25 protein-coding genes and 1 pseudogene are annotated in these 26,817 nt (G+C 59.2%); 14 read left to right on the top strand and 12 right to left on the bottom strand.

What is annotated here, in order from left to right:
- Window positions 1-5: 5 nt before the first annotated feature.
- Window positions 6-1,955 (bottom strand): annotated as a pseudogene (locus ACF0H7_RS02555) (7TM diverse intracellular signaling domain-containing protein); the annotation flags it as partial.
- Window positions 1,956-2,357: 402 nt separating this feature from the next.
- On the opposite strand from ACF0H7_RS02555, the gene ACF0H7_RS02550 reads away from it, so the two are divergent.
- Window positions 2,358-3,155, top strand: a complete 798-nt coding sequence (locus tag ACF0H7_RS02550) for a hydroxymethylpyrimidine/phosphomethylpyrimidine kinase (RefSeq protein WP_397451249.1) — start codon at window positions 2,358-2,360, stop codon at window positions 3,153-3,155.
- Window positions 3,156-3,178: 23 nt separating this feature from the next.
- The gene (thiE, locus tag ACF0H7_RS02545) at window positions 3,179-3,805 is read left to right on the top strand and encodes a thiamine phosphate synthase (RefSeq protein WP_397451248.1); all 627 of its coding nucleotides are present in this window, start codon (window positions 3,179-3,181) and stop codon (window positions 3,803-3,805) included.
- Window position 3,806: 1 nt separating this feature from the next.
- On the opposite strand, the gene ACF0H7_RS02540 is transcribed toward thiE, so the two are convergent.
- A complete protein-coding gene (locus tag ACF0H7_RS02540) occupies window positions 3,807-4,328 on the bottom strand; it encodes a methylated-DNA--[protein]-cysteine S-methyltransferase (RefSeq protein WP_397451247.1) in 522 nt (173 codons plus the stop codon).
- Entirely contained in the window at window positions 4,325-5,224 is a 900-nt protein-coding gene (locus ACF0H7_RS02535) for an AlkA N-terminal domain-containing protein (protein WP_397451246.1), read from the bottom strand. The genes ACF0H7_RS02540 and ACF0H7_RS02535 overlap by 4 nt, the downstream gene beginning before the upstream one ends.
- An 84-nt stretch (window positions 5,225-5,308) precedes the next feature.
- Between ACF0H7_RS02535 and hemL the strand changes: the two genes are divergently transcribed.
- Entirely contained in the window at window positions 5,309-6,592 is a 1,284-nt protein-coding gene (hemL, locus tag ACF0H7_RS02530; RefSeq protein WP_397451245.1) for a glutamate-1-semialdehyde 2,1-aminomutase, read from the top strand.
- Window positions 6,593-6,889: 297 nt separating this feature from the next.
- Complete coding sequence (locus tag ACF0H7_RS02525) at window positions 6,890-7,438, top strand: tetratricopeptide repeat protein (RefSeq protein WP_397451244.1); 549 nt, start codon at window positions 6,890-6,892, stop codon at window positions 7,436-7,438.
- An 11-nt stretch (window positions 7,439-7,449) separates the two neighbouring features.
- Here ACF0H7_RS02525 and ACF0H7_RS02520 read toward each other — a convergent pair whose 3' ends face one another.
- Complete coding sequence (locus ACF0H7_RS02520) at window positions 7,450-7,776, bottom strand: DUF1820 family protein (protein WP_397451243.1); 327 nt, start codon at window positions 7,774-7,776, stop codon at window positions 7,450-7,452.
- A 131-nt stretch (window positions 7,777-7,907) separates the two neighbouring features.
- Between ACF0H7_RS02520 and miaB the strand changes: the two genes are divergently transcribed.
- The 5 genes from miaB (at window position 7,908) to lnt (ending at window position 13,283) form a co-directional block, all read left to right on the top strand.
- Window positions 7,908-9,236, top strand: a complete 1,329-nt coding sequence (gene miaB, locus ACF0H7_RS02515) for a tRNA (N6-isopentenyl adenosine(37)-C2)-methylthiotransferase MiaB (protein WP_397451242.1) — start codon at window positions 7,908-7,910, stop codon at window positions 9,234-9,236.
- A 135-nt stretch (window positions 9,237-9,371) separates the two neighbouring features.
- Window positions 9,372-10,394: a PhoH family protein gene (locus ACF0H7_RS02510; protein WP_397451241.1), complete on the top strand. Its 1,023-nt coding sequence runs from the start codon at window positions 9,372-9,374 to the stop codon at window positions 10,392-10,394.
- Window positions 10,387-10,887, top strand: a complete 501-nt coding sequence (gene ybeY, locus ACF0H7_RS02505) for an rRNA maturation RNase YbeY (RefSeq protein WP_397451240.1) — start codon at window positions 10,387-10,389, stop codon at window positions 10,885-10,887. Before ACF0H7_RS02510 ends, ybeY begins: the two co-directional genes overlap by 8 nt.
- Before the next feature lie 5 nt (window positions 10,888-10,892).
- Window positions 10,893-11,732 (top strand): HlyC/CorC family transporter, encoded by an 840-nt coding sequence (locus ACF0H7_RS02500; protein ID WP_397451239.1) that lies wholly within the window; start codon window positions 10,893-10,895, stop codon window positions 11,730-11,732.
- A gap of 9 nt (window positions 11,733-11,741) precedes the next feature.
- Window positions 11,742-13,283, top strand: a complete 1,542-nt coding sequence (lnt, locus tag ACF0H7_RS02495) for an apolipoprotein N-acyltransferase (RefSeq protein WP_397451238.1) — start codon at window positions 11,742-11,744, stop codon at window positions 13,281-13,283.
- A gap of 84 nt (window positions 13,284-13,367) precedes the next feature.
- Here lnt and ACF0H7_RS02490 read toward each other — a convergent pair whose 3' ends face one another.
- Both ACF0H7_RS02490 and ACF0H7_RS02485 read right to left on the bottom strand, forming a co-directional pair.
- Window positions 13,368-14,129, bottom strand: coding sequence for a YdcF family protein (locus tag ACF0H7_RS02490; protein ID WP_397451237.1), 762 nt, complete (start codon window positions 14,127-14,129; stop codon window positions 13,368-13,370).
- Window positions 14,130-14,242: 113 nt separating this feature from the next.
- On the bottom strand, window positions 14,243-14,590 hold the full coding sequence (locus tag ACF0H7_RS02485; protein WP_397451236.1) for a hypothetical protein: 348 nt from the start codon (window positions 14,588-14,590) through the stop codon (window positions 14,243-14,245).
- Between the two features lie 250 nt (window positions 14,591-14,840).
- On the opposite strand from ACF0H7_RS02485, the gene leuS reads away from it, so the two are divergent.
- The 5 genes from leuS to ACF0H7_RS02460 all read left to right on the top strand — a co-directional run bounded on the left by leuS (window position 14,841) and on the right by ACF0H7_RS02460 (window position 20,937).
- Entirely contained in the window at window positions 14,841-17,447 is a 2,607-nt protein-coding gene (gene leuS / locus ACF0H7_RS02480; protein WP_397451235.1) for a leucine--tRNA ligase, read from the top strand.
- An 88-nt stretch (window positions 17,448-17,535) separates the two neighbouring features.
- Window positions 17,536-18,141 carry an LPS assembly lipoprotein LptE gene (gene lptE / locus ACF0H7_RS02475; protein WP_397451234.1) on the top strand — a complete coding sequence of 202 codons (606 nt, stop codon included), beginning with the start codon at window positions 17,536-17,538 and terminating at the stop codon, window positions 18,139-18,141.
- 42 nt (window positions 18,142-18,183) lie between these two features.
- Window positions 18,184-19,221, top strand: a complete 1,038-nt coding sequence (gene holA / locus ACF0H7_RS02470) for a DNA polymerase III subunit delta (RefSeq protein ID WP_397451233.1) — start codon at window positions 18,184-18,186, stop codon at window positions 19,219-19,221.
- Window positions 19,222-19,342: 121 nt separating this feature from the next.
- The gene (gene arfA / locus ACF0H7_RS02465) at window positions 19,343-19,498 is read left to right on the top strand and encodes an alternative ribosome rescue factor ArfA (protein WP_397451232.1); all 156 of its coding nucleotides are present in this window, start codon (window positions 19,343-19,345) and stop codon (window positions 19,496-19,498) included.
- A gap of 107 nt (window positions 19,499-19,605) precedes the next feature.
- The gene (locus ACF0H7_RS02460; RefSeq protein WP_397451231.1) at window positions 19,606-20,937 is read left to right on the top strand and encodes a lytic murein transglycosylase; all 1,332 of its coding nucleotides are present in this window, start codon (window positions 19,606-19,608) and stop codon (window positions 20,935-20,937) included.
- Window positions 20,938-21,345: 408 nt separating this feature from the next.
- Here ACF0H7_RS02460 and lipA read toward each other — a convergent pair whose 3' ends face one another.
- The 6 genes from lipA to mltB form a co-directional block, all read right to left on the bottom strand.
- Window positions 21,346-22,395: a lipoyl synthase gene (lipA, locus tag ACF0H7_RS02455; RefSeq protein WP_397451230.1), complete on the bottom strand. Its 1,050-nt coding sequence runs from the start codon at window positions 22,393-22,395 to the stop codon at window positions 21,346-21,348.
- A 1-nt stretch (window position 22,396) separates the two neighbouring features.
- Window positions 22,397-23,044 (bottom strand): lipoyl(octanoyl) transferase LipB, encoded by a 648-nt coding sequence (gene lipB, locus ACF0H7_RS02450; protein WP_397451229.1) that lies wholly within the window; start codon window positions 23,042-23,044, stop codon window positions 22,397-22,399.
- Complete coding sequence (locus ACF0H7_RS02445) at window positions 23,044-23,319, bottom strand: DUF493 domain-containing protein (protein ID WP_397453807.1); 276 nt, start codon at window positions 23,317-23,319, stop codon at window positions 23,044-23,046. The genes lipB and ACF0H7_RS02445 overlap by 1 nt, the downstream gene beginning before the upstream one ends.
- An 80-nt stretch (window positions 23,320-23,399) precedes the next feature.
- Window positions 23,400-24,560, bottom strand: a complete 1,161-nt coding sequence (locus ACF0H7_RS02440; protein ID WP_397451228.1) for a D-alanyl-D-alanine carboxypeptidase family protein — start codon at window positions 24,558-24,560, stop codon at window positions 23,400-23,402.
- 230 nt (window positions 24,561-24,790) lie between these two features.
- Complete coding sequence (locus ACF0H7_RS02435; protein ID WP_397451227.1) at window positions 24,791-25,807, bottom strand: septal ring lytic transglycosylase RlpA family protein; 1,017 nt, start codon at window positions 25,805-25,807, stop codon at window positions 24,791-24,793.
- Window positions 25,807-26,817, bottom strand: a complete 1,011-nt coding sequence (gene mltB / locus ACF0H7_RS02430) for a lytic murein transglycosylase B (RefSeq protein WP_397451226.1) — start codon at window positions 26,815-26,817, stop codon at window positions 25,807-25,809. The genes ACF0H7_RS02435 and mltB overlap by 1 nt, the downstream gene beginning before the upstream one ends.

Below are 26,817 nucleotides of genomic sequence, written 5' to 3'. Positions count from 1 at the left end.
AACGGCTCGGGGTCACACTGCTTCAATTCAAGGCTCAAGCGGAAACAGCTGCCAAGTCCTGGCTCTGATTCATGACTCAGGCTGCCACCCATCAAGCCGATCAGTTGCCGGCAAATCGCCAGACCGATGCCCAACCCGCCGTGTTCGCGGGTCATCGAGCCATCGACCTGAAAAAAGGTCTGGTACAGCGTTGCTTGATCCAGATGACTGAAACCGATGCCGGTATCGATCACTTCAATCACCAACCGATATTTTTCCGCCCCGCTGGGCTGCCCCGAAACCCTGACACCGACCGAGCCAGACCGGGTGAACTTGATGGCGTTGTCCATCAGGCAACCCATGCACTGGCGCAACTTGCTCACATCACCCAACAAGCTATCAGGGAGCTTTTCATCAAGCTCGACGCTGAAGCCCAGGCCTTTGTTTTCCGCAGCGCTGGTGTATTGACCGCGCACCCCGGCCATCAGACGACGCACGCTAAAAGGCTCATCCACCGGGCGCAGCTTGCCGGCCTGCAGTTCGGTCAGGGTCAGAATGCCGTTGACCATGCCCATCATGTCCTGCGCGGAGCCGGCCGCCGTTTGTTGGTACAGCTCAAGTTCGCTGTCCATGGGCAGCGTCTGCATCAACTCCAGGGAACCGATCACGCCGTTCATCGGCGTGCGCAGTTCATGGGTCAGCGTGGCCAGGAACTCATCTTTCAAACGGTTACTGGTCGCCAATTGCTGGTTCAAACGCTCCAGATTCTGCCCGGACTCCAGCAGGATTTGCGCCTGTTGCTCACGCATCATGTTGATACGATCGGCCAGCGCCAGCGACAGCAACGCCACTTCCAGCACCGAACCGATCTGGCTGGAGTACATGGTGAAGAAGGTATTGGGCAGATAGCCGAGCAGCATGACCGCATTGATCAAGCCGCCAGTGAGGAACACCGACCAGGCGATGATGAAATAACGTGCTACGCGCAATCCACGAACACCGGCGGTGATCCCGGTGGCGATGATGACCAGTGTAAACAGCAGCACCAGGCCCGTGGCCAGACGTAATGCCACGCCGTAATCAACGGTCAGCGCCAGCGCCATGACGACGACGGCAAACGCCATCATCAACAGCAACGAGCGGTCGAGCCAGCGACTCAGGGTACTGGTCTTGAGGAAGTGCCGAGAGAACTGGCTGGCGAAAAACACCGCCGAGCCCACCAGGAAGGGCGTCGCAGCGTTGGCCCACCAGGGATTGTCCGGCCAGAAAAACTCGACGCCCGCACCATTCACCGAGATCTGATACAGCCCGAACGAGGCGATATAAAGGTTGTAATACAGATAACTGGTATCGCGCACGCTGAGGTAGATGAACAGGTTGTAGACCAGCATCCCCAGTAACATGCCGTAGATCAGACCCAGAACATAAATGCGCGCCGGCTGCGCTTCTATATAAGCGTGACTGTTCCACAGGACCAGCGGAGCCTGAATCGAACCATGACCGGCCACCCGCACATACAGCGTCTGTGGTTGATTGGCCGGAAGTTTCAAGTCAAATAGGAAGTTGTTCTGTTTAATCTGCCGATGGGAAAACGGCAGCATATCGCCGGTCTGCCAGGCCACCTGGAAGCGACCGGTCTCGTCGGCGGTATAGAGGTCGACGTGATCCATGGGCGGATAGGCCATTTCCAACAGCCAGTCCGGACGTGCCAAAGGATTCGTGGGGCGAAATTGCAGCTCCACCTTCATCCAGAATGCAGAACGCGAATAACCGGCATTCAGGGTGTCGGCATCCAGCGGGCGAAAGCGCACCTGCATCTCGGGAGCGCTGACCTGATCGATGGTCACCTTCCCCGTAACATCTTCGAGCACCTGTACTGCTCGGCCCAAGGGCAACGTCCGCGTGTTCTCGTCGAACTCGATCGCACTGGCCCATAGCGGGAACAAGGTGATCAACATAATCAGCAAATAGCGCATACAGCCCCAGCGTGGTCTGTCTGACGGGTCGAAAAGCCTCTCTCCCTAAGAGACGACGGTCGTCAGCAGTGCCTGTTATAGATTGTGAATAACTGATGAGGTCCGGTTACTTAACCGACTGTCCATTATGACCGTATTTTAGTGAGTGCCCCGGTTGCCCCTGACACTGAAACTTTAAGTCAGCCTATTGGCTAATGGCAGTCAGCATAGCCGTGAATGGCTATACGACACCACTCTTTTTAAATTACCGAAAAGGCTCTAAACCGGGCCTCTTAGCGATTTACGTTGTAGTACATGACGGAAACAAGCTAATCAGTGCTGAAAAATGACCGTTCCGGCCGTATGAAAATTCCGCCATCGCCTAGCGGCCGCGGAAAAAGTTTGATGGTAAGCTCGCGCACCATGAATACCTATAGCTCCCGCCCTGTTGTCCTCTGTCTCTCCGGCCACGACCCTAGTGGTGGCGCCGGCCTGCAGGCAGATATCGAAGCCCTTATCGCTCAAGGCTGTCACGCCGCCCCGACCGTGACCGCCCTGACCGTTCAAGACACCGTCAATGTCAGTGATTTCCGCGTGCTGGATCGCGAGTGGGTGTTGGCGCAAGCCAATGCAGTGCTCAATGACTCCACCGTAGCGGCGGTCAAGCTGGGCATGCTCGGCTCGCTGGAAATGGTCGACACCGTCGTCGAACTGCTCCAGGCGCACCCGCATTTGCCAATGGTCTGCGACCCCGTGCTGCGTGCCGGCGGCGGCGGTCGACTGGGCAAGGATGAAGTCGGCTACGCCATGCGCGAACGCTTGCTGCCGTTGGCCATCATTGCCACGCCAAACCTCCCGGAAGCGCGCATCCTCGCCGAACTGCCTGAAGGCACCGCCGACGAGTGCGCCGCCAAACTGCTGCCCTTCTGCAAAAACCTGCTGATCACCGGCGGCCACGGTGACGAAGAACTGATCCACAACCGCCTGTACATCCGCGACGGCGAATCACAGACCTACACCTGCCAACGCTTGCCGGGCAGCTATCACGGTTCGGGATGCACCTTGGCCAGTGCGCTGGCTGGGCGCTTGGCGCTGGGTGAAAACCTGATCAGCGCGGTGCAATCGGCGCTCAACTACACTTGGCGTACATTGCGCGACGCTGAACAGCTGGGCAAAGGCCAGTACGTTCCACGTCGTCTGCCGTTGGATTTTTGCTCGTAATGCCACGCTTCGAGGTCTGACCGATGAAACTACGTGGCCTGTACGCCATTACCGACAGCCAACTGTTGGCCGGCAAATTCTTGTCTTACGTGGAGGCCGCCCTTGAAGGCGGCGTCACCCTGTTGCAGTACCGCGACAAAAGCGGCGACGAGTCCCGCCGCTTGCGTGAGGCAGAAACGCTGCGCGGGCTGTGCGAACAATATAAAACCCACCTGATCATCAACGACGATGCCGAACTTGCCGCGCGCTTGAACGTGGGCGTTCATTTGGGCCAAACCGACGGCTCGCTGCCGGATGCACGCGCATTGCTCGGGCATCGGGCGGTTGTCGGCGCCACGTGCCACGGCAGCCTGGCGATGGCCGAAAGAGCCAAGGCTGACGGCGCCAGTTACGTCGCGTTCGGCCGGTTTTTCAGCTCCACAACCAAACCCGATGCACCCGGCGTGCCCTTCGATTTACTCGATCAGGTTCGCGCCAAGCTTCATCTGCCGATTGCCGTGATTGGCGGGATCACCCTGGAAAACGCCGCGCCACTGGTGGCTCACGGCGCTGATCTGCTGGCCGTGGTGCATGGCCTGTTTGGTGCCGACAGCACGGCGGAAGTCACTCGTCGCGCTCGGGCATTCAACGCATTGCTCAAAGTCAACTGATTCAGTTCGCGGTCAATTCGAACTCAAACCCGGCGGGCCTGCCGATCGCGTTTTCCAGCGACAGCAGCGCCCGTTTGCGGTCGACACCGCCGGCATAACCAGTGAGATCACCACTGCTACCGATGACGCGGTGACAAGGGACGATGATCGAAATCGGGTTCTTGCCATTGGCGCTGCCTACCGCGCGTGAGTGCCCCGGACTCAAACCCATGTTCCTTGCCATGTCTCCATACGAGACGATCTCGCCGTAGGGAATTCGCGACAACTCCTCCCAGACCGCCCTCTGAAACGGCGTGCCCTGAGCCCGAAAAGGCACTTCGAAAACCCGACGCTCGCCGCGAAAAAACTCGGCCAACTCTTGGTGCGCCTGCTGCACCACCCGTGGCGCCTGCGCATCGCCCGCACCGAGCATGAGTGACGGGTAATATTTCTGGCCGACGAAAAACACGCCGGTCAACACCTCGTCCTCGACCCGCAAGGCGATATCACCCAGCGGGCTGGGAACCCAATAACCAGCGCTCATCGTTTTGCCTCTTCATGTTGACGCCATAGGTGCACCACGGCGTAGGCCCGCCACGGCGCCCACTGGCTGGCACGCTCGCTGAGTTGCAGCGCCGTCGTGCAGCCGAGGTGCTTTTTCAGCACTGCATCGCCTTCCGGGAAAGCATTCGGCCAGCGCAACGCGCGCATGGCAATGTATTGCACCGTCCACTCGCCGATGCCACGAATATCACGCAGCGCGTTGAGCGTGTCGTCCAACGGTGCGTGTGGAGTGAGCACGATCCGCAGCGCGGCTACTTCCTGCGCGGCCGCCACGATGGCCTCGGCGCGGATCCGAATGATACCGGTCAAAATCAGCGCCAGCGCATCCAGCTCCGCAATCACCGCTGCGCCCGGCAAGGTGTGGACCAGCCCAAACGGCGCGTTTTCGACCCGTGTTCCAAATTGCCCGGCAATCCGCCCCAGCACTTTGCGCGCATTGATGACCGAAATCTGCTGCCCGACCACCGCACGAATCACAATCTCAAAACCGTCGAAGGTCCCTGGCACACGCATACCGGGAAGCTCTGCGGCCAACGCCCCCAAGTGAGCGTCTATCGGACCCGGCTGGCTCTCGGTATCAAACACGCGTCGTGTCCGCTCCAGCACTTCGGCGATTGCTGGTTGCAGCGAGACAGAAACCGCCACCTCCAGCGCATTGCGCAACGGCGCGTGCGTAACGCTGATCCATCCGTTTAGACGCTGCGCCCCGTGCATGACTTCCACCGCACGCGCGTAGACGTCCTCGCCCACATACTCCACGCCCTCGATCTGGCGATGACGGAGGAAATGCAGCACCCCGGACCAGGAATAAGGTGCCTGATAAGGAAGGTCGTAGCTGACGGCGGTGTCGTGCATGTTCGGACCGAGTGTATTCATGGGGGACTTCAGTTGACCGGCACAGCCAAAGAGAAGCTAGGTATAATCCGTCCCCTGCCTCTTCTGGACAACCGAGATCTCATCATGTCCCGTTCCGAAACCCTGTTTGCCAACGCTCAAAAACACATTCCAGGTGGCGTCAACTCGCCGGTTCGTGCCTTCAAGAGCGTGGGCGGCACGCCGTTGTTCTTCAAACATGCCGCCGGCGCCTACGTGACTGACGAAGACGACAAGCGCTATGTGGATTACGTCGGTTCGTGGGGCCCGATGATCCTCGGCCACAGCCATCCGGACGTACTCGACGCGGTACGCAAGCAACTGGAACACGGCCTGTCCTACGGCGCACCGACGGCGATGGAAACCGAGATGGCGGACCTGGTCTGCTCGATCGTGCCGTCGATGGAAATGGTACGGATGGTCAGTTCGGGCACTGAAGCGACCATGAGTGCGATTCGCCTGGCCCGTGGCTTCACCGGCCGCGACAGCATCATCAAATTCGAAGGCTGCTACCACGGTCACTCCGACAGCCTGCTGGTCAAGGCCGGTTCCGGCGCCCTGACCCAAGGTGTGCCAAGCTCGGCCGGCGTACCGGCCGCGTTTGCCAAACACACCCTCACAGCGGCGTTCAACGACCTCGATGCGGTCGAGCAGATGCTCGCGGAAGTCGGCCAGGAAGTAGCGTGCATCATCGTCGAGCCGGTTGCCGGCAACATGAACTGCGTACCGCCAGCGCCAGGTTTCCTGCAAGGCCTGCGCACGCTGTGCGACAAACACGGCGTAGTGCTGATTTTCGACGAAGTGATGACCGGCTTCCGCGTGGCACTGGGCGGCGCTCAGGCTTACTACGGCGTTGTCCCGGACCTCAGCACCTTCGGCAAGATCATCGGCGGCGGCATGCCGGTTGGCTGCTTCGGCGGCAAGCGCGAAATCATGTCGCACATCGCACCGCTGGGCCCGGTCTATCAGGCTGGCACCTTGTCGGGCAACCCGTTGGCGATGGCGGCGGGTCTGACCACGTTGCGTCTGATCAGCCGGCCTGGCTTCCACGACGAACTGAGCGACTACACAGCGCGCCTGCTGGCTGGTTTGCAAGAACGTGCCGACGCTGCCGGTATTCCGTTCGTGACCACCCAGGCAGGTGGCATGTTCGGCCTGTACTTCAGCGGCGCCGATGACATCGTCACCTTTCAGGACGTGATGAGCAGCGATGCCGACCGCTTCAAACGCTTCTTCCACCTGATGCTGGAAGGCGGCGTGTACCTGGCGCCGAGCGCGTTCGAAGCCGGCTTCACCTCCATCGCCCACGGCGACGCAGAGCTGAAACTGACGCTCGATGCCGCTGAGAAAGCTTTTGCAGCGCTGAAGTAAAGCTGTCGGCGATTCTGTGTAGGAGCTGCCGCAGGCTGCGATAAGGTCTGAAAGACCTTCATTGAGTTTGAATACGGCGACCGCGTTGCGGTCGATCGCAGCCTTCGGCAGCTCCTACAGAGATAAAGTTGCAATTCCCACACTGCTTTTCCCCCGCAAAATCAGGCACATCAAGCCCGTGCAGCAGAAAATCCGTAAAGACTTTGTAAGGTAGCCCCCGCTTATTTCATAATGTGCCGCCAGCGCGTTCTGCTGGACGGGTACGCCCGCACCTTTTTCAGAGGTAAGTCGATTCCCATGAACCGCACCGGCCGCGCCCTTGCTTTGGGCTGCCTGATGCTCCTTCATCCCCTGCTGGCCAATGCAGGCGGCAACTCGTTGTTAATCCCAGCGGTGGGACGCTGCACCCTCAATACTCAGCCAGACAACCTGCCTGAGGCTTTGGCCGTGTGCCAAAAAGCCGCGCAATCCGGGGATGCACAAGCACAATACGAGTTGGGCGAGTTCTACTACTCAGGCAAAAACACCACCCGCGACCTGACCCAAGCGCTGAATTACTTCGAAAAAGCTTCGCTGCAAGGCCATGCGCAGGCGCAGTACAAGCTGGGTTTGATGTTTTTCCATGGCGAAGGCGTTCAGGCCAATAACATCCAGGCCTATATCGTGCTGAAGATGGCGGCGGTCAACGGTTCGGAAGATGCGCTGGATGTGGCTGACGAAGTGTCGGCGAAAATGCAGCGTTCAGAGCTGGAAGTCGCGACCCAGGTGCTGGGACAGATTTTCCGCAACTACCTGCTGGAGCTGCAAACGGCTGAAGGTCGTACGCCGTTCGCTCCACTGCCCTGATCTGATGTTGACTATTTTTCCGGCATCGGCATCGGAAACGGCATCACGTTGCTGGTGCCTCGGGCCTCACTGATCTTTGGCGTACCAATGCGCTCGACTTCATCGATGCGCACGATCGAATGCATCGGCACAAAACTGCGCACCACGCCTTCGAACTGGGCCTTGAGCTTTTCTTCGCTCGGGTCCACCACCACGGTCGTACGCTCACCGAAGACGAACTCTTCCACCTCGAGGAAACCCCACAGATCGCTCTGATAGATCTGCTTGGCGTACATCTCGAACACCTGGCCCTGGTTGAGGAAAATCACCTTGTAGATTGGAGCTTCACGTTTGGTCATAACAGGCGGGTAACAATCGGGGGACATAAAGAGGGCGCAAACTATAGCATGTCCTCCGGGCAGGGAATGCTAGGAAGCTGTGACCGGCAACACTATAATGCGCGGTTCTTCGAATCACCTGATGATCACGCATGGCCAAGAAGCTTTATATCGAAACCCACGGTTGCCAAATGAACGAGTACGACAGCTCGCGCATGGTCGATCTGCTGGGCGAACATCAAGCCCTGGAAGTCACTGCTCGCGCGGAAGATGCCGATGTCATCCTGCTCAACACCTGCTCGATTCGCGAGCGGGCGCAGGACCGGGTCTACTCCCAGCTTGGCCGCTGGCGTGAACTGAAACTGGCCAACCCGGACATGGTCATCGCCGTCGGCGGTTGCGTGGCCAGCCAGGAAGGCGCGGCGATTCGTGATCGCGCGCCCTACGTCGACGTGGTGTTCGGCCCGCAAACCCTGCACCGCCTGCCGGAAATGATCGACGCTGCCCGCGCTACCCGCCTGCCACAGGTGGATGTGTCGTTCCCGGAAATCGAAAAATTCGACCACCTGCCCGAGCCTCGCGTCGATGGCCCGAGCGCCTATGTGTCGGTCATGGAAGGTTGCAGCAAGTACTGCACCTTCTGCGTGGTGCCGTATACCCGTGGCGAAGAAGTCAGCCGCCCGTTCGACGACGTCATCACCGAAGTCATTCACCTGGCCGAAAACGGCGTGCGTGAAGTGACGCTGCTGGGGCAGAACGTCAACGGCTATCGTGGCGCGACCCACGACGGACGCATGGCCGATCTGGCCGAGCTGATCCGCGTTGTCGCCGCCATCGATGGCATCGACCGCATTCGCTATACAACTTCGCACCCGCTGGAATTTTCCGACAGCCTGATCCTCGCCCACGCTGAAGTACCCGAGTTGGTGAAACACCTGCATTTGCCGGTGCAGTCGGGCTCGGACCGGATTCTGTCCGCGATGAAGCGCAACCACACCGCGCTTGAATACAAATCCAAGCTGCGCAAGCTGAGGGCTGCTGTTCCGGGTATCAGCATCAGCTCTGACTTTATTGTCGGTTTCCCCGGCGAGACCGAAAAAGACTTCGAAAACACCATGAAGCTGATCGAGGACGTCGGTTTCGACTTCTCGTTCTCCTTCGTCTACAGCCCGCGCCCAGGCACGCCTGCCGCCGATCTGAAAGACGAAACCCCCGAAGCATTGAAAAAACAGCGCCTGGCCGCCTTGCAGCACCGCTTGAATCAGCAAGGCTTCGAGATCAGCCGGCAAATGGTTGGCAGCACCCAGCGGATTCTGGTCACCGATTATTCGAAAAAAGACCCCGGCGAATTGCAGGGTCGTACCGAGAACAATCGGATCGTCAACTTCAAGTGCGACAACCCCAAGCTGATCGGGCAATTCGCTGACGTCCATATCGACGACGCGCAGCCACATTCGTTGCGCGGTTCGCTGTTGCAGTAAGTGCTCTGGCGCGGGCGTTTAACGGCGCTCGCAGCCCAGCTCGATGACGTTTAGCAAGTGAAGGCTTTCACACATAGATTTACGGGGTTATCCTTCATTTCATCTTCATTGCCGTCGGGCGGCTAAAAACAGACCTTGAACGCTCCCATCGAACCACATCGTTTCATCCTCGAGCCTATCGAGGCCCACCGATTCGCAAATCTTTGCGGGCAATTCGACGAGCATCTGCGCTTGATCGAACAACGCCTGAATATCGAAATCCGCAATCGCGGAAACCAATTCGAACTGATCGGCGAACCCCAACACACCACTTCGGCCGAAAATCTGTTGCGCCGCCTGTACCGGGAAACCAAGGGTACCGAGCTGTCGCCAGACATGGTGCACCTGTTCCTACAGGAATCCGGCGTCGAAGAACTGGACAACCACCCGGCTGCCGAAGTCGGCGTGGCCCTGCGCACCAAGAAGGGCATGATTCGCCCGCGCGGCCTGAATCAGCAGCGTTACGTCAAAGAAATCCTCAGCAACGACATCAACTTCGGCATCGGCCCGGCCGGTACCGGCAAGACCTATCTTGCCGTCGCCTGTGCCGTGGATGCACTGGAGCGTGAGCAGATCCGCCGCATCCTGCTGGTACGCCCAGCGGTTGAAGCGGGCGAGAAGCTCGGCTTCCTGCCCGGCGATCTGTCGCAGAAAATCGACCCATACCTGCGCCCGCTGTACGACGCGCTGTATGAAATGCTCGGTTTCGAATACGTGGCCAAGCTGATCGAGCGTCAGGTCATCGAAGTTGCGCCGCTGGCCTACATGCGCGGTCGCACCCTTAATAACAGCTTCATCATTCTCGACGAAAGTCAGAACACCACTGTCGAGCAGATGAAGATGTTTTTGACCCGTATCGGTTTCGGCTCCACCGCCGTGATCACTGGCGATATCACCCAGGTTGACCTGCCCAAGGGCACGCGCTCGGGCCTGAACCATGTGATCGACGTGCTCAAGGATGTGCCGGGCATCAGTTTCACCCACTTCAAGCCCAAGGACGTGGTGCGCCATCCGTTGGTGCAGCGCATCGTCGAAGCCTACGAGCGCTTCGAGACTCGCTTCAACGACGAGCCGCCGGTCAGATATACGTCTAACCAGGACACCCGCCGCGATGCTTGAGCTGGATCTGCAACTTGCCAGTGAAGCGCAAGCACCGACTGAAGCCCAGTTCCGCCAATGGTGCGAGCTGGCCTTGCGCCAACGCAGCGCCGATTCGGAGCTGACCATTCGCCTGGTCGACGAAGCCGAAGGCCGCGAGCTAAATCACACCTGGCGCCACAAGGACTACGCCACCAACGTATTGTCCTTCCCTGCCGATGTGCCGGATGAATTGCTGGATATCCCGCTGCTGGGCGATCTGGTGATCTGCGTACCGGTGGTGGTGCGCGAAGCCGGCGAACAGGGCAAGGCTGTCGACGCACATTGGGCGCACCTTGTCATTCATGGCTGCCTGCATCTTCTCGGTTACGACCACATCGACGATGAAGAAGCCGAAGAAATGGAAGCACTGGAACGAACGTTGCTTGAAGAACTGGGTTATCCCGATCCTTATGCAGACGACGAAACCGCTGACCATCACCCTTTAGAAACAACCAGCAAGGAACACGAGTAAGGGCTATGAGCGAAGACCGATCGAGCAACGGGCAAAAGTCATGGCTGGGGAAAATCACCCAGGCTTTTGCCCACGAGCCGAAAAACCGCCAGGAGCTGCTTGAGCTGCTGCGCGAGGCCCATCAAAACAAGCTGCTGGACAGCGAAGCGCTGGCCATCGTCGAAGGCGCCATTCAGGTGGCTGATCTGCAGGTGCGGGACATCATGGTCCCGCGCTCGCAAATGGTCAGCATCAAGGCGACCCAGACCCCTCGCGAATTTCTGCCGGCAGTCATCGACTCCGCGCACTCGCGCTACCCGGTGATCGGCGAAAGCCACGACGACGTGCTCGGCGTGCTGCTGGCGAAAGACTTGCTGCCGCTGATTCTCAAGGCAGACGGTGACCTCGACAGCATCAAGGATCTGCTGCGCCCGGCGACGTTCGTGCCCGAGTCCAAGCGTCTCAACGTGCTGCTGCGTGAGTTCCGCGCCAACCACAACCACATGGCCATCGTCATTGACGAATACGGCGGTGTGGCAGGTCTGGTGACCATCGAAGACGTACTGGAACAGATCGTTGGCGACATCGAGGACGAGCACGACGTCGAGGAAGACAGCTACATCAAACCGCTGCCCAGCGGCGACTTCCTGGTCAAGGCGCTGACGCCGATCGACAGCTTCAACGAGTTCTTCGACAGCGAGTTCTCGGATGACGAGTTCGACACCGTAGGCGGACTGGTGATGAGCGCGTTTGGTCATCTGCCAAAACGCAACGAAACCACCGAGATCGGCGCCTACCGTTTCCGTATTCTCAACGCCGACAGCCGCCGCATTCACCTGCTGCGCCTAAGCCCAATCTCGCGCTAAGGAACATCCATGCACTGGATCACCCGCCCCGGCTGGCCCGGTAACCTGCTGGCCATGGCGGCCGGTGCACTGACCACCCTGGCCCTGGCGCCCTTCGATATCTGGCCGTTGGCGCTGGTGTCGCTGATTGTTCTGTACCTCGGCTTGCGCGAGCTGAACCCGCGCCAGGCGTTGGTTCGCGGCTGGTGCTATGGCTTCGGCTTGTTCGGTGCCGGCACCAGCTGGATCTACGTCAGCATCCACACCTACGGCGGTGCTTCGGCATTGCTCGCCGGCCTGCTGATGCTCGGCTTCATCGCTGCGATTGCCTGGTTTTTCGCCTTGCCGACCTGGCTTTGGGCGAAATGGGTTCGCCGCAACAACGCGCCGCTGGCCGATGCACTGGCTTTCGCCGCGTTGTGGCTGGGGCAGGAAGCGTTTCGTGGCTGGTTCCTCACCGGTTTCCCGTGGCTCTACTCGGGCTACAGCCAACTCGATGGCCCGCTGTCCGGGCTGGCGCCGCTGGGTGGCATGTGGCTGATTTCCTTCACCCTGGCACTGACCGCTGCCCTGCTGTGCAATCTGCCGCGGCTGCGGATGAACAGGTCTGCACTGATCGGTGGCGTGGTCTTGCTGCTGGCACCGTGGGGCCTGAGCCTGGCGCTGAAAACCCACGCATGGACTTCCCCGGCCGGCGCACCGTTGAGCGTTGCAGCGATTCAGGGCAACGTCGAACAGAGCATGAAGTGGGACCCGGCCGAACTGGACGCCCAACTGAAGCTGTACCGCGACATGACCTTCACCAGTAAACGCGCCGATCTGATTATCTGGCCGGAAACCGCGATCCCGATCCTCAAAGAGTCAGCCGAAGGCTACCTGTCGATGATGGGCAAATTCGCCGCAGATCGCGATTCGGCGATGATTACCGGCGTGCCGCTTCGTCAACTGGGTGGACACGGCGAATACCGTTACTACAACGGCATCACGGTGGTCGGCGAAGGCGATGGCACCTACCTCAAGCAGAAACTGGTGCCGTTCGGTGAGTACGTGCCGCTGCAGGAATTGCTGCGTGGCGTGATTACCTTCTTCAACCTGCCGATGTCGGACTTCGCTCGTGGGCCGGCCGATCAGGCATTGCTGCAAGCCAAGGGTTATCAGATCGCGCCGTACATTTGCTACGAAGTGGTGTACCCCGAATTCGCCGCCGGGCTTGCCGCCCAAAGCGACTTGTTGCTGACGGTGAGCAACGACACTTGGTTCGGTACCTCCATCGGCCCGCTGCAACATTTGCAGATGGCGAAGATGCGCGCTCTGGAAGCCGGTCGCTGGATGATCCGCGCCACCAACAACGGCGTGAGCGCACTGATCAACCCGTTCGGCAAGATCACTGAGACCATTCCACAGTTCCAGCCCGGCGTGCTGTACGGCGAGGTGGTGCCGATGCATGAGCTGACGCCTTACCTGCGCTGGCGTTCGTGGCCGTTGACGGTATTGTCGGTGGTGTTGATTGGTTGGGCGTTGGTGGCTCGGCGGGTAAAACGCCAAACTGCGTCCTGCGCAGACGCCCTGTAGGAGCTGGCTTGCCAGCGATCCGCTTGACGCGGTGTACCTGTTACACCGCTATCGCGGGCAAGCCCGCTCCTACAGACCGATGCCCTACCGATAAAACAACGGATACGCCAACAACCCCGCCACCTCATTGAGCAACTGCCCGCTCTGCCACACCGATTTGCTCTCCGGCAGCCAGCCGTTGAACGGTCGGGCGTTATCGACACCCAGAAAGCCCACCGGCGCCGCCACCACGGTGAAACCTGCCTGTTCAAAGCTCCAGCGCGAGCGCGGCATGTGCCACGCCTGGGTGACCACCACCACACGTTTGATGCCCAGCGGCTGCAACAGCGCGGCGGTCATGGTCGCGTTTTCCCAAGTGGTGCGGCTGAGCCCTTCTTGCCAGCGTACGTCCACGCCAAAATCGTTCTTCAGCGAGTCAGCCATGATCTGCGCTTCACTCGGCGGCTGGTCATAGTGCAGGCCGCCACTGGTCAGAATCGGCAAACCTGAGACTTTTGACAGATGTGCAGCAAAGCGCATGCGCTCAAGGGCCAGCCCGGTAGGGATATCACCGCCCCACGTAGGGTCGTTGCGCTCACGGCCAACCCCCAGAATCACTATCGCATCAGCCCGCTGCGCCAGCGACGCCCACTGGCTCTGCGGCAGGACCGGCTCAGTCTCAATAGCCCGAGCGCTCCACTCCACGACAATCGGCAGGCTCATGGCCCACATCCCTCCACAACCCACGACGAAAAACAGGGTGGCCAGGCGCGGCCGCGAGCGACGCAGCCACCAGGCGATCAAGATGAGCAGAATAAGAATGCCGGGCGGCAGGAGTAATTGTTTGATCAAGTAACGAATAGGCATCGAGCATCTCCAGAGATGCTCGAAGCCTAGAAGGATTGACGCTAAGCAACAATGCTTATGAAGCAGGCCCTAAGCCTGCAGTGGCTGACGTATATCGCGTACTAATAGCGTAACTACCTGAAATTCGATGATTTAATCTTTGCCGATGCCTTGGCACGCTGTTGATTGTTTAGCCAGATGACCTTGGCCGAACGCAGCGGCGTCGAAGTCGGCCCATCAAGCTCCCTTGCAGCAGAAGAACTCCTCATTACACGTTCAGCCACAAAACCAAAGGCACCTGAATCCAGGTAGGCTTCGATAAGCTCAAACTCCGCAGGGCTAAGGCCACGTAGCACCAGTTCGGCAGGGGCTTCATCACGAAGTCGAACCGCTGTATTTGCCACGTCCAGGGCCTGCCCCAAACGATTGATCAAGCGCTCGTAAAGCTCGGGTTTTATCGCTGCTTGCTGCAACTCTGCCATCCGTTCACCTCATTGAAGATAAAACACACTCCCCCGATATTGAGCTTAGCGAAACTGCCCAGATCAGCCGGATGCCGCGACCAACGGCCTCTGGCGGCCTTTTCGAAGCAATCAGGGTTTCCCTCGATAGTCGGCCCTCATGTATGCTACGGCGCTTCCTTTAATTCCACTTCCCGCTCTGCTGAGGCCAATTGACTCAGGGTTGCCACGAAGAGGATGAGGTCACCAATTCCTTAGTAAAAAAGTAGCCATGCACGAACTCTATCAGCCCCGCGAAATCGAAGCCGCCGCCCAGACCTTCTGGGACGAGCAAAAATCCTTTGAAGTCAGTGAGCAGCCAGGCAAGGAAACCTTCTATTGCCTGTCGATGTTCCCGTACCCGAGCGGCAAGCTGCACATGGGTCATGTGCGCAACTACACCATCGGCGACGTGATCGCGCGCTACCAGCGCATGCAAGGCAAGAATGTCCTGCAGCCAATGGGTTGGGATGCGTTCGGCATGCCGGCAGAAAACGCCGCGATGAAGAACAACGTCGCCCCGGCCAAGTGGACCTACGAAAACATCGCCTACATGAAAACCCAGCTGCGCAGCCTGGGCCTGGGCGTTGACTGGTCGCGCGAAGTCACCACCTGCAAACCCGACTACTACCGCTGGGAACAATGGCTGTTCACGCGCCTGTTCGAAAAAGGCGTGATCTACCGCAAGAACGGCACCGTCAACTGGGACCCGGTGGACCAGACCGTACTGGCTAACGAGCAAGTGATCGATGGCCGCGGCTGGCGTTCCGGCGCAGTGATCGAGAAGCGCGAAATTCCGATGTACTACTTCAAGATCACCGCCTACGCGGATGAACTGCTGGAGAGTCTCGACGACTTGCCGGGCTGGCCTGAGCAAGTCAAAACCATGCAGCGCAACTGGATTGGCAAATCCCGTGGCATGGAAGTGCAGTTCCCCTACGACCAGGCGTCGATCGGCGAAGCAGGCACACTGAAAGTATTCACCACCCGTCCGGACACCCTGATGGGCGCAACCTACGTCGCCGTGGCCGCCGAGCACCCGCTGGCAACGCTGGCTGCACAAGGCAATCCTGAGCTGCAAGCCTTCATCAACGAATGCAAAAGCGGCAGCGTGGCTGAAGCCGACATCGCCACTCAGGCGAAGAAAGGCCTGCCGACCTCGCTGTTCGTCGAGCACCCACTGACGGGCGAAAAGCTGCCAGTGTGGGTCGCCAACTATGTCCTGATGCATTACGGCGACGGCGCAGTCATGGCGGTCCCGGCGCACGACGAGCGCGATTTTGAATTCGCTACTCAGTACAATCTGCCGATCAAGGCGGTCGTTCGCACCAGCGCTGGCGATGAAACGCCCGCACCGTGGCAAGCCGCTTACGGCGAGCATGGCGAACTGATCAACTCCGGTGAGTTCAACGGCCTGGATTTCGCCGGCGCATTCGACGCCATCGAAGTGGCCCTGCTGAAGAAAAACCTTGGCGCTTCCCGCACCCAGTTCCGCTTGCGCGACTGGGGCATCAGCCGTCAACGCTACTGGGGCTGCCCGATCCCGATCGTGCACTGCGACACCTGTGGTGACGTGCCGGTGCCGGAAGACCAATTGCCGGTCGTGCTGCCGGAAGACGTCGTGCCTGACGGCGCCGGTTCGCCGCTGGCGCGCATGCCTGAGTTCTACGAGTGCAGCTGCCCGAAATGCGGTGCACCGGCGCGTCGTGAAACCGACACCATGGACACCTTCGTCGAGTCCTCGTGGTACTACGCTCGTTACGCATCGCCTCACTACGAAGGCGGTCTGGTCGACCCGGTTGCAGCCAACCACTGGTTGCCGGTCGATCAGTACATCGGCGGCATCGAACACGCGATCCTGCACCTGTTGTATGCGCGCTTCTTCCACAAATTGATGCGCGACGAAGGCCTTGTCAGCTCCAACGAGCCGTTCAAGAACCTGCTGACCCAAGGCATGGTGATCGCCGAAACCTACTATCGCCTCGAAGCCAACGGCAGCAAGACCTGGTTCAACCCGGCGGATGTCGAGCTTGAGCGTGACAGCAAAGCCAAGATCATCGGCGCCAAACTGATCAGCGACGGCTTGCCGGTCGAGATCGGTGGCACCGAGAAAATGGCCAAGTCGAAAAACAACGGCGTCGACCCACAGTCGATGATCGATCAGTACGGCGCCGATACCTGCCGCCTGTTCATGATGTTCGCTTCGCCACCTGACATGAGCCTGGAATGGTCGGACTCGGGCGTCGAAGGTTCGCACCGTTTCCTGCGTCGCGTCTGGCGTCTGGCGCAGACCCACGTCACGGCGGGCCTGCCAGGCACGCTCGACGTCTCTGCGTTGAACGACGAACAGAAAGCCGTTCGCCGCGCCATTCACTTGGCGATCAAGCACGCCGGTCAGGATATTGGCCAACACCAGAAATTCAACACGGCCATCGCCCAGGTGATGACCTTGATGAACGTGCTGGAAAAAGCCGCACAGACTTCCGAACAAGATCGCGCACTGGTGCAGGAAGGCCTGGAAACGGTCGCCCTGTTGCTGGCACCGATCACACCGCACATCAGCCACGAACTGTGGAGCCAACTGGGCCACAGCACGCCGGTCATTGACGCAGGCTGGCCAGTGCTGGATGAAACCGCACTGGTGCAGGACAGCCTGACGCTGGTGATCCAGGTCAACGGCAAGCTGCGTGGCCAGATTGAAATGCCGGCCAGCGCCACCCGCGAAGAAATCGAAGCCGCGGCGCGCGTGAACGAAAACGTCCTGCGCTTCACCGATGGCCTGACGATCCGCAAAGTGATCGTGGTCCCGGGCAAGCTGGTCAATATCGTCGCAAGCTAACGGGATCAAGCGCCCGGTATTGACTGGGCGCCGTACACACTTCCAGGGCGCGCAGTGTCGGCCCAAACGGATTCAAGGGGAGCTTCAAATGATCAAACGCAATGTGCTGGTGATGGGTCTCGCCATCTTGCTGAGCGCCTGTGGTTTCCAGCTGCGTGGCACGGGTACTACCGCGCTGACCCTCAAGGAGCTGGATGTAAGTGCGCGTGACGCTTATGGTCAGACCGTGACCGAGCTGACCAAGACGCTGAAAAACAGCGGCGTGAATGTGCATCAAGGCGCCGAGTACAAACTGTTCCTGGCGAGCGAAAATGAAAGTTCGCGCTCGCTCAGCTACAACGGCTCCAACCGTTCCGCCGAGTATGAGCTGACCGACACCCTGAACTACGAGCTTCGTGGTGAGCGTGGTCTGTTGCTGCTCGAAGACAAAACGCAAGTGCAGAAAGTCTATGTGCAGGACAGCAACAACCTGGCCGGTTCCGACCAGGAAGCCAGTCAGATTCGTCGCGAAATGCGCAGCCAACTGGTACAGAACATGGTCCTGCGCCTGCAACTGCTGACCCCGGAACAACTGGACAAGCTGCAGACCGCCGCCGATCGCAAAGCCAAGGCTGAACAAGATGCCCTGGATGCAGCGAAGAAAATCGAGGACGAAACACCTCGCCAGTCGCCTGTTGAAGTACCGGCTCGCTAAATGCTTCGGGGCCAGTTCGCTGGTCCCAGCATCTTCTGACTTATGAAACTCACTCCAGCCCAACTCGGCAAACACCTTCAGGGCAATTTATCGCCGGTCTACGTGATCAGCGGTGATGACCCGTTGTTGTGTCAGGAAGCCGCCGACACCATTCGCGCAGCTGCTCGCCAACAAGGTTTCGACGAGCGTCAGGTGTTCAGCGCCGATGCCAGCTTCGATTGGGGCACGCTGCTGCAAGCGGGCGCCAGCATGTCGTTGTTTGCAGAACGACGCCTGTTGGAGCTGCGCCTGCCTTCCGGCAAGCCCGGCGACAAGGGCGCCGCAGCGCTGATGGAATACTGCGGCCGCCCCGCCGAGGACACGCTGCTGTTGATCAGCTTGCCGAAACTCGACGGCAGCGCGCAGAAAACCAAGTGGGGCAAAGCGCTGATCGACGGTCCGCAGACGCAATTCGTGCAGATTTGGCCGGTGGATGCCGGGCAACTGCCACAGTGGATTCGTCAGCGATTGTCGCAGGCCGGATTGGCGGCCAGTCAGGATGCGGTCGAGCTGATTGCGGCGCGGGTCGAAGGCAACTTGCTGGCGGCTGCGCAAGAAATCGAAAAGCTCAAGCTGATGGCCGAGGGCGGACAGATCACCGTCGAAACCGTACAAGCCGCCGTGGCGGACAGTGCGCGCTTTGATGTGTTCGGCTTGACCGATGCCGTGCTCAACGGAGAAGCCGCGCATACCGTGCGGATGCTGGAAGGGTTGCGCGGTGAAGGCGTCGAGCCACCCGTGATTCTTTGGGCACTGTCCCGAGAACTGCGTGTGCTGGCCAGCCTGGCGCTGCAATTCAGCCAGGGTACGCCACTGGATAAAGCCTTCAGCCAGGCGCGCCCGCCGATCTGGGACAAGCGCAAGCCGCTTATGAGCAAAGCCCTGCAACGTCACTCGGCGCAACGCTGGAACCAGTTGTTGATGGACGCCCAGCGGATCGACGCTCAGATCAAGGGGCAGGCGGCCGGCTCAGCCTGGAGCAGCCTCACGCGCCTGGCGCTGTTGATGGCCGGGCAGCGCTTGAGTTTGCCTGCCGAGTAAGAAGTACGAAAGATTTCGTAGGATGAGGCTGTCCAAGCGATAGCAGACATCTATTAGACAGAACTCTCGCGCTGTCCGATCATTCCCCCCGCTTCAACCATCCCTCAAGAGAGCACCCGCCATGAGCAAGCCAAAGCGGCCGAACAAGGCCAAATCCATCGTCGCCCAGCCATTGTTCCGCAGTCGTCAGGAACAACCCTCCAAGGGCAAAGGCAGCTACCGCCGCGAAGCCTTCCAGTCTAAAAGCTGGGAGGCTTCTTACTTTCTGGCCGCTTGAAAACGCTTTAAAGCCTTGTTGAAAAACCCCGCTACACCACCCAAGGCCCATAACAACAGGCAAGCATGGTAAGGTCTGCATCTGTTGGTAATACCTTGGACCCGAGCATGCCCCCTAGTTTTTCCCATCGCTGGCCGTTGCGCCAACTGATGACCGTCTCCAGCTTCATCCTGCTAGTTGCCTGCGCGGAAAAACCGATCGCAGCCGACGCAACGCCTTTTCAAGTTGCCAATGTTCCACCGGCGGCCACCGCTCCTGCTGCCCCGCCGACGACTGCGCCTGGCACGGGCGACTACGATATTCAGCCCACTATCAGCTTTAGCGACTGGGAAGCCGGCTTCCGCGTCCAGGCCTTGCAGGCCGGTATTCGTCCCGATGTATTCGACAATGCCTTCGCGGGCGTGGTCCCGGACATGAGCGTGGTCAAGGCCGACCGCAGCCAGCCGGAATTCACTCGCCCAGTCTGGGAATACCTCGATGGCGCTATTTCTGGTGCGCGTGTGCGTAAGGGTCAGGCACTGATCGCGCAATACGCCGACGCCTTGCAAATCATTGAGCAACGTTATGGCGTCGACCGCCAGGCGTTGGTCGCGGTATGGGCCATGGAAAGTAACTATGGCCAGTTCCAGGGCACCCAATATGTGATCCGCTCACTGGCGACCCTGGCCTACGAAGGCCGTCGTCGAAACTTTGCCCAGGATCAACTGTTGGCTGCCCTGCAAATTCTCCAGCATGGCGATATCTCCCCGGCACAGATGCTCGGTTCCTGGGGCGGCGCGATGGGTCAGACGCAGTTCATCCCCACCACCTACAACACCCATGCCGTGGATTTCGACGGTGATGGCCGCCGGGATATCTGGAACACGCCGACCGACGCGCTGGCTTCCACTGCACATTACTTACAGAGCTCCGGCTGGCAACGCGGGCAGCCCTGGGGCTTTGAAGTGCGACTGGCCCAAGGTTTCGATTACTCGCTGGCCGATGCCTCGACGCGCAAAAGTGTTTTCGATTGGCAACAATTGGGGCTGAAATTGCCCGACGGCAGCCCGTTACCGGCCAACGTCGGCCAACAACAAGCCGCGCTGTTGCTGCCGGCGGGCTATCGCGGCCCGGCGTTTCTGGTGCTGGATAACTTCCGCGCGGTGCTCAGGTACAACAACTCGTCGTCCTATGCGCTGGCGATCAACTTGCTGTCCCAGCGCTTCAACGGTGGGGGTTACGTGCAAGGCAACTGGCCACGCGACGACCTGCCTCTGAGCCGTTCTGAGCGCATTGAACTGCAGACCCTACTGTCTTCACGCCAGTACGATGCAGGCGCCCCAGACGGCATTATCGGGGCCAATACGCGTAAGGCTATTCGCAGCGCACAGCAGTCCTTGGGCTGGCCGGCGGACGGCTATCCGACGCATGAGTTACTCAATAGCTTGCGCAAGCAGTAACGGGAAAATCCTGTAGGAGCGAACTTGTTCGCGAGGCGGTTTACCAAATACACCGCATATAGCCCTCGCCAACAAGTTGGCTCCCATCAAACAAAAGATAACCGGTTGACTTCAAAGGTTCCGCAATCTGCTTCTGCCGAAGGCGTAGGAGCTAGCTTGCTCGCGATCGGGCTGGGCCGCACTCGGACGCAGCGGCAGTAAAACCTGAGCACGCGGAGTGTCAGTTAAACCCGACAACCTGATTTTACGACTGCTGCGCAGCCGATCGCGAGCAAGCTGGCTCCTACAGGGACCGCGTTTGCTGCACGACAGCGCGGCGTCTGGACGACGGGCGCCCTCCTACAGAAAATCATCGACACAAAAAAAGGCCGGATATCACTATCCGGCCCTTTTTTTGTTCAGTGTTTTTTAGATAGCCATGGCTTCCACGGCAATCTTCGCCTGCTCATCGGCGTGGTACGAAGAACGCACCAGTGGACCGGAAGCAACGTTTTTGAAGCCCATTTTGTAACCTTCCTCGGCGAACCAGGCGAAGGTGTCCGGGTGCACGAAACGCTGCACCGGCAAGTGGCTGCGCGAAGGTTGCAGGTATTGACCCAAGGTGAGCATGTCGATGTCGTGTTCACGCATGCGCTTCATGACTTCGATGACTTCTTCGTCGGTCTCGCCCAGACCCAGCATCAGGCCGGACTTGGTCGGTACGTGCGGCACCAATTGCTTGAACTTCTGCAGCAAAGTCAGCGACCACTGGAAATCCGAACCCGGACGTGCAGCCTTGTACAGACGCGGCACGGTTTCCAGGTTGTGGTTGAACACGTCTGGCGGTGTAGCCGCAGTGATTTCCAGGGCGATGTCCATGCGACCACGGTAATCCGGTACCAGGGTTTCCAACTGCACGTTAGGCGACAACGCCCGGATTTCGCGAATACAGTCGGCGAAGTGCTGAGCACCACCGTCACGCAGATCGTCGCGGTCTACCGAGGTGATCACAACGTACTTGAGACGCAGGTCAGCGATGGCGATGGCGAGGTTTTTCGGCTCGTCGGCATCCAGCGCTTTCGGACGGCCGTGGCCGACGTCGCAGAATGGGCAGCGACGGGTGCAGATGTCACCCATGATCATGAAGGTCGCAGTACCACCAGAGAAGCATTCGCCCAGGTTCGGGCAAGATGCCTCTTCGCACACACTGTGCAGCTTGTGCTTACGCAGCAGTTGTTTGACGCGGTCCACTTCCGGGGAGACCGGGATGCGCACACGAATCCAGTCAGGCTTTTTCGGCAGATCGACCGTCGGAATGATCTTCACCGGGATTCGTGCAACCTTTTCCGCGCCGCGCAGCTTGACGCCCGCTTCCACTTTATGGGGACGGGCCGGCGTCTCGACACTCAGCGTCGGGATCAGGGTTTGCACGGAGCTATCTTGCGAGGCGATTCCCGCAGTATCAGTCGCAGTAGTCATATCAATCGATTCCGCCCGTTAGGGTCGTCTGCTCAGCATAGTCGAGGTGTTTGACGAGCTGCGCACGCAGCCGGGCACTTACCTCGGCAAATTCAATCGGGCCTGTATGGTCGCGCAGCTGGGTCATTGCCAGCCCTGCATACCCACAGGGATTAATCCGTCGGAACGGTTCAAGATCCATGTCCACATTCAGCGCCAGGCCGTGGAAGGAAAAACCGTTGCGAATACGCAGTCCAAGGGACGCGATCTTCGCTCCATTGACATAGACACCCGGCGCATCCGCTTTCGCCGCGGCCGTTACACCGTAACTGGCCAGCAGTTCGATCAGGGTGTGCTCAACTCGGGTGACAAGATCACGCACACCGAAACCCAGCCGCCGAACATCCAGCATCAGGTAAGCGACCAGTTGGCCGGGGCCATGATAAGTCACTTGGCCACCACGATCGACCTGAACCACCGGGATATTGCCCGGCAGCAGTAAATGTTCGGCCTTGCCGGCCTGCCCTTGGGTGAACACCGGCGGGTGCTGGACCAGCCAGACCTCATCGTCGGTGTCGCGGCCACGCTCGCTGGTGAAGCGCTGCATGGCATGCCAGGCCGGCTCGTAATCAACTTGCCCCAAGTCCCGGAAGCCCAGGCTACCGGGCATCAGAGCACCATGCGAACGGGACCCGTAGCGCGCAAGGCACTATTGATATCGCTCAATTGTTCTTCGCCAGTGGCGATGATATGCAGTTGTACGGTGGTGTACTTGCCATTACTGCTCTGGCGCTCGGCGAGCGTAGCGAGGTCAACTTCGGCGTATTTGCCAAGCACCTCAATCACCATTGCAGTAAAGCCCGCGCCGGTATCACCAATCACTTTGATAGGGTAGTCGGCGCAGGGAAATACGATTTTATGTGAATCAACATCAGTATCGGTCATGGCAGTAACGGCCTCGTAAGCCGTGACGACCGGCATGCCGCACGCTCTGGATCAGAGCCGCTGCGCGCCGGTCGGCAACATCAGTTGAACAAACCGTAGAAGAACAGGCGGATGCTATCCCACACGCGGCGGAAGATACCACCCTGCTCCACGGCGTCGAGGGCAATCAGGTCGGCGGTGTGCACAACCTTATCGTCCATCTTCACTTCTACTTTACCGATCACGTCGCCCTTGGCGATTGGCGCAACCAGTTTCGGGTTCATAGTCATGCTAGCGGCCAGCTTTTTCAATTGGCCTTTAGGCAAAGTCATGGTCAGGTCGTCTGCCAGACCGGCTTTGACTTGATGCTCGGAACCCTTCCAGACGGGCGCCTGCGCCAACTCGGTGCCTTTCTGGTAGAAGGTCTGGGTTTCGAAGAAACGGAAGCCGTAAGTCAGCAGCTTCTGGGTTTCGGCCGCACGAGCCTGTTCGCTGTTGGTGCCAAACACCACGGCGATCAGACGCATGCCATCACGCACGGCAGACGACACCATGCAGTAGCCCGCTTCTTCAGTGTGGCCGGTTTTCAGACCGTCGACGGTCTTGTCGCGCCACAGCAGCAGGTTACGGTTAGGTTGCTTGATGCCGTTCCAGAAGAACTCTTTCTGCGAGTAGATCGCATAGTGAGCCGGGTCCACGGTGATGATCGCGCGAGCCAGCAACGACATGTCGTGAGCCGATGAGTAGTGCTCCGGGTTCGGCAGACCGGTCGGGTTCATGAAGTGGCTGTTGGTCATGCCCAGGTCGCCGGCGGTTTTGTTCATCATGTCGGCGAAAGCATCTTCGCTGCCGGCGATGTGCTCGGAAAGCGCAACGCTGGCGTCGTTGCCGGACTGAATGATGATGCCGTGCAGCAAGTCGCTGACGGTTACCTGAGTGCCCACTTTAATGAACATTCGCGAACCGCCGGTACGCCAGGCGTTCTCGCTGACGGTCACCGGATCGTTTTCACCGATCTGGCCGCGACGGATTTCCAGGGTCGCGATGTAAGCCGTCATCAGCTTGGTCAGACTCGCCGGAGGCAAGCGTTGGTCGCCATTGTTTTCGACCAAAACGTTACCGCTGGAGGCATCCATCAGCACCCAGGCTTTGGCGGCCAACTGCGGAGCAGCCGGAGTCATCTGCTCTGTCGCCCAGGCGGCAGGAGTGACGATCAGGGGGAGAAGCAGGCACAGGCGTTTTGCAAAGGTGGTGATGTTCATCCGTCTCTCGAAATTGCTAATGGGCAAACATGCCCTCGCGGGCAAAGCTATTCAGACCGGCGATAACACTGCGCGTTCATCCGGTCTTTGGCGCCAGGCTTTATCCCTGGCTGACAAAACTGCCTGAAGATTCAGACCGTTCTGTGACAAGTTGCTTGTATCGCTTGCTCTGTCGGCAAGTCCCCTTCGAACAAGCAACGACACATCGTTCCCTGAAGCAACCAGGATGATTACTGATCCACCGTCACCACGCTTGGCTGGCCAAGGTTGGCGGATCTGACATTGGTTTGCAGCTGCTGCGCTTCACCCTGCGTGCTTATCGGCCCGGTCCTTACCCGATACAGCGTCTGCTGATTGCGTACGATCGAACTGATAAACACTGGGTGTTGCACCATCCCGCTGAGTTTCGACCTCAGGAGTTCCGCAGCGTCCGGGTTGGCGAAGGCGCCCACCTGGAGATACAGCCCAGAGGCTTGTACGGAAGCGTTTTTTTTTGCGTCCATCGGTGACGATACGACCGCGACAGCGACCGCGTGTTGCTGGGGCGGCGGCGTGTATTGCTCGATGGTCCCGGTGGAAGCGGTGAACGCCGGCGGTGTCGCCTGCGCCGTCACTACCGGCTCATCCAGCATCAACGGCGCCGGACGACCGCGCTGCGCCCACCATTCCTGCGGATCGATACCCTCGACTTTTACCCGAGCGGTACCCATTTCGGCGTAACCCAGCTTTTTCGCCGCCGCGTAGGACAAGTCGATAATCCGGTCCGAGTAGAACGGCCCTCGGTCGTTGACCCGCAAGATCACGCTGCGGTTGTTGTCCAGGTTGGTCACTCGGACATAACTCGGCAACGGCAAGGTCTTGTGCGCGGCACTCATGCCGTACAAGTCATATTTCTCGCCGTTGGCGGTGTCTTGCCCGTGAAACTTGGTGCCGTACCAGGACGCCGTACCCGTCGCGATGTAACGCTTGGAGTCAGTCAGCGGGAAGTAAGTCTTGCCCAATACCGTGTACGGGTTGGCTTTGTAAGGGCCGTTGTGCAACGTCGGTACGGCATCCGGGATGCGCGAAACATCGACATCCCACCACGGGGCACCATCTTTGTGCGCCCGATTGATATCCAGACCAGGCTGCGCACGCACGGTAGTACCGCTCTGCGGCGAGCGACTGGTCGAACAGCTGACCATCAAAACTGCCAGCGCTGTGAACGCCATGAACTTAAGTGGTTTGCGAATCGGCAGTGCTCGCATTACTTGACGCCCCGTGCTTGGACCAACAGCTCAGACAGCTGATGCACTGCCATGGCATACATCACGCTGCGGTTGTAGCGCGTGATTGCATAAAAATTCTTCAAGCCCATCCAATATTCGGGCCCATTCTCGCCATCCAGGCGAAAAGCTGTCACCGGCATATCGTCGCGCAGCGCATCATGACTCGACCAACCCAAGGCTCGCAACTCCCCAACATTCTTTACCGGGTCGATTCCCGGGCTCAAACCTTCCTCTACACGCCCACCTTGGACGCTGGCCAGACTCACCACCGGCTCTCCGGCAACCCAACCGTGACGCTTGAAATAACTGGCGACGCTACCGATCGCATCGTCCGGATTGGTCCAGATGTTGATGTGACCATCACCGTCAAAATCTACTGCATACGCACGAAAACTGCTCGGCATGAACTGCGGCAAACCCATTGCCCCAGCGTAGGAACCTTTGAGCGTCAAGGGATCGACCTGCTCCTCACGTGCCAGCAACAGGAACTCGCGCAACTCCTTGCGAAAGAACTCGGCGCGTGGAGGATAATCGAAACTCAACGTCGACAAGGCGTCTATTACGCGGTAGTTGCCGGTGTTGCGCCCAAAAAACGTCTCCACGCCGATGATCGCAACGATCACCTGAGCCGGTACGCCGTACTCTTGTTCGGCACGCGCCAACACCGCTTCATGCTGGCGCCAGAAGTCCACACCCCGCGCGATTCGCGCGTCGGTGATGAACATTGGCCGATAATCCTTCCACTGCTTTACTCGTTCCGCCGGGCGGGAAATCGCGTCAAGAATAGCCTGTTTACGCTCGGCTTCACGAAAAACACCCATCAACTGCTCACCGGCAAATCCGTAATCGCGGGTCATTTCACCGACGAATTCAGCCACTTGCGGCGAGCCCTCATAGTCGCCCGCCAGTGCTTCCTGCACGGAACCAAGAATGCCCACCAGGCCGACCAACGGAGCATATCGAGCCGCCCAGTTACGCACTACTTGCAT

It is taken from the genome of Pseudomonas sp. NA-150, from assembly GCF_044336365.1.
Classification (GTDB): domain Bacteria; phylum Pseudomonadota; class Gammaproteobacteria; order Pseudomonadales; family Pseudomonadaceae; genus Aquipseudomonas.
This window is presented reverse-complemented; position numbering and strand designations above follow the sequence as displayed.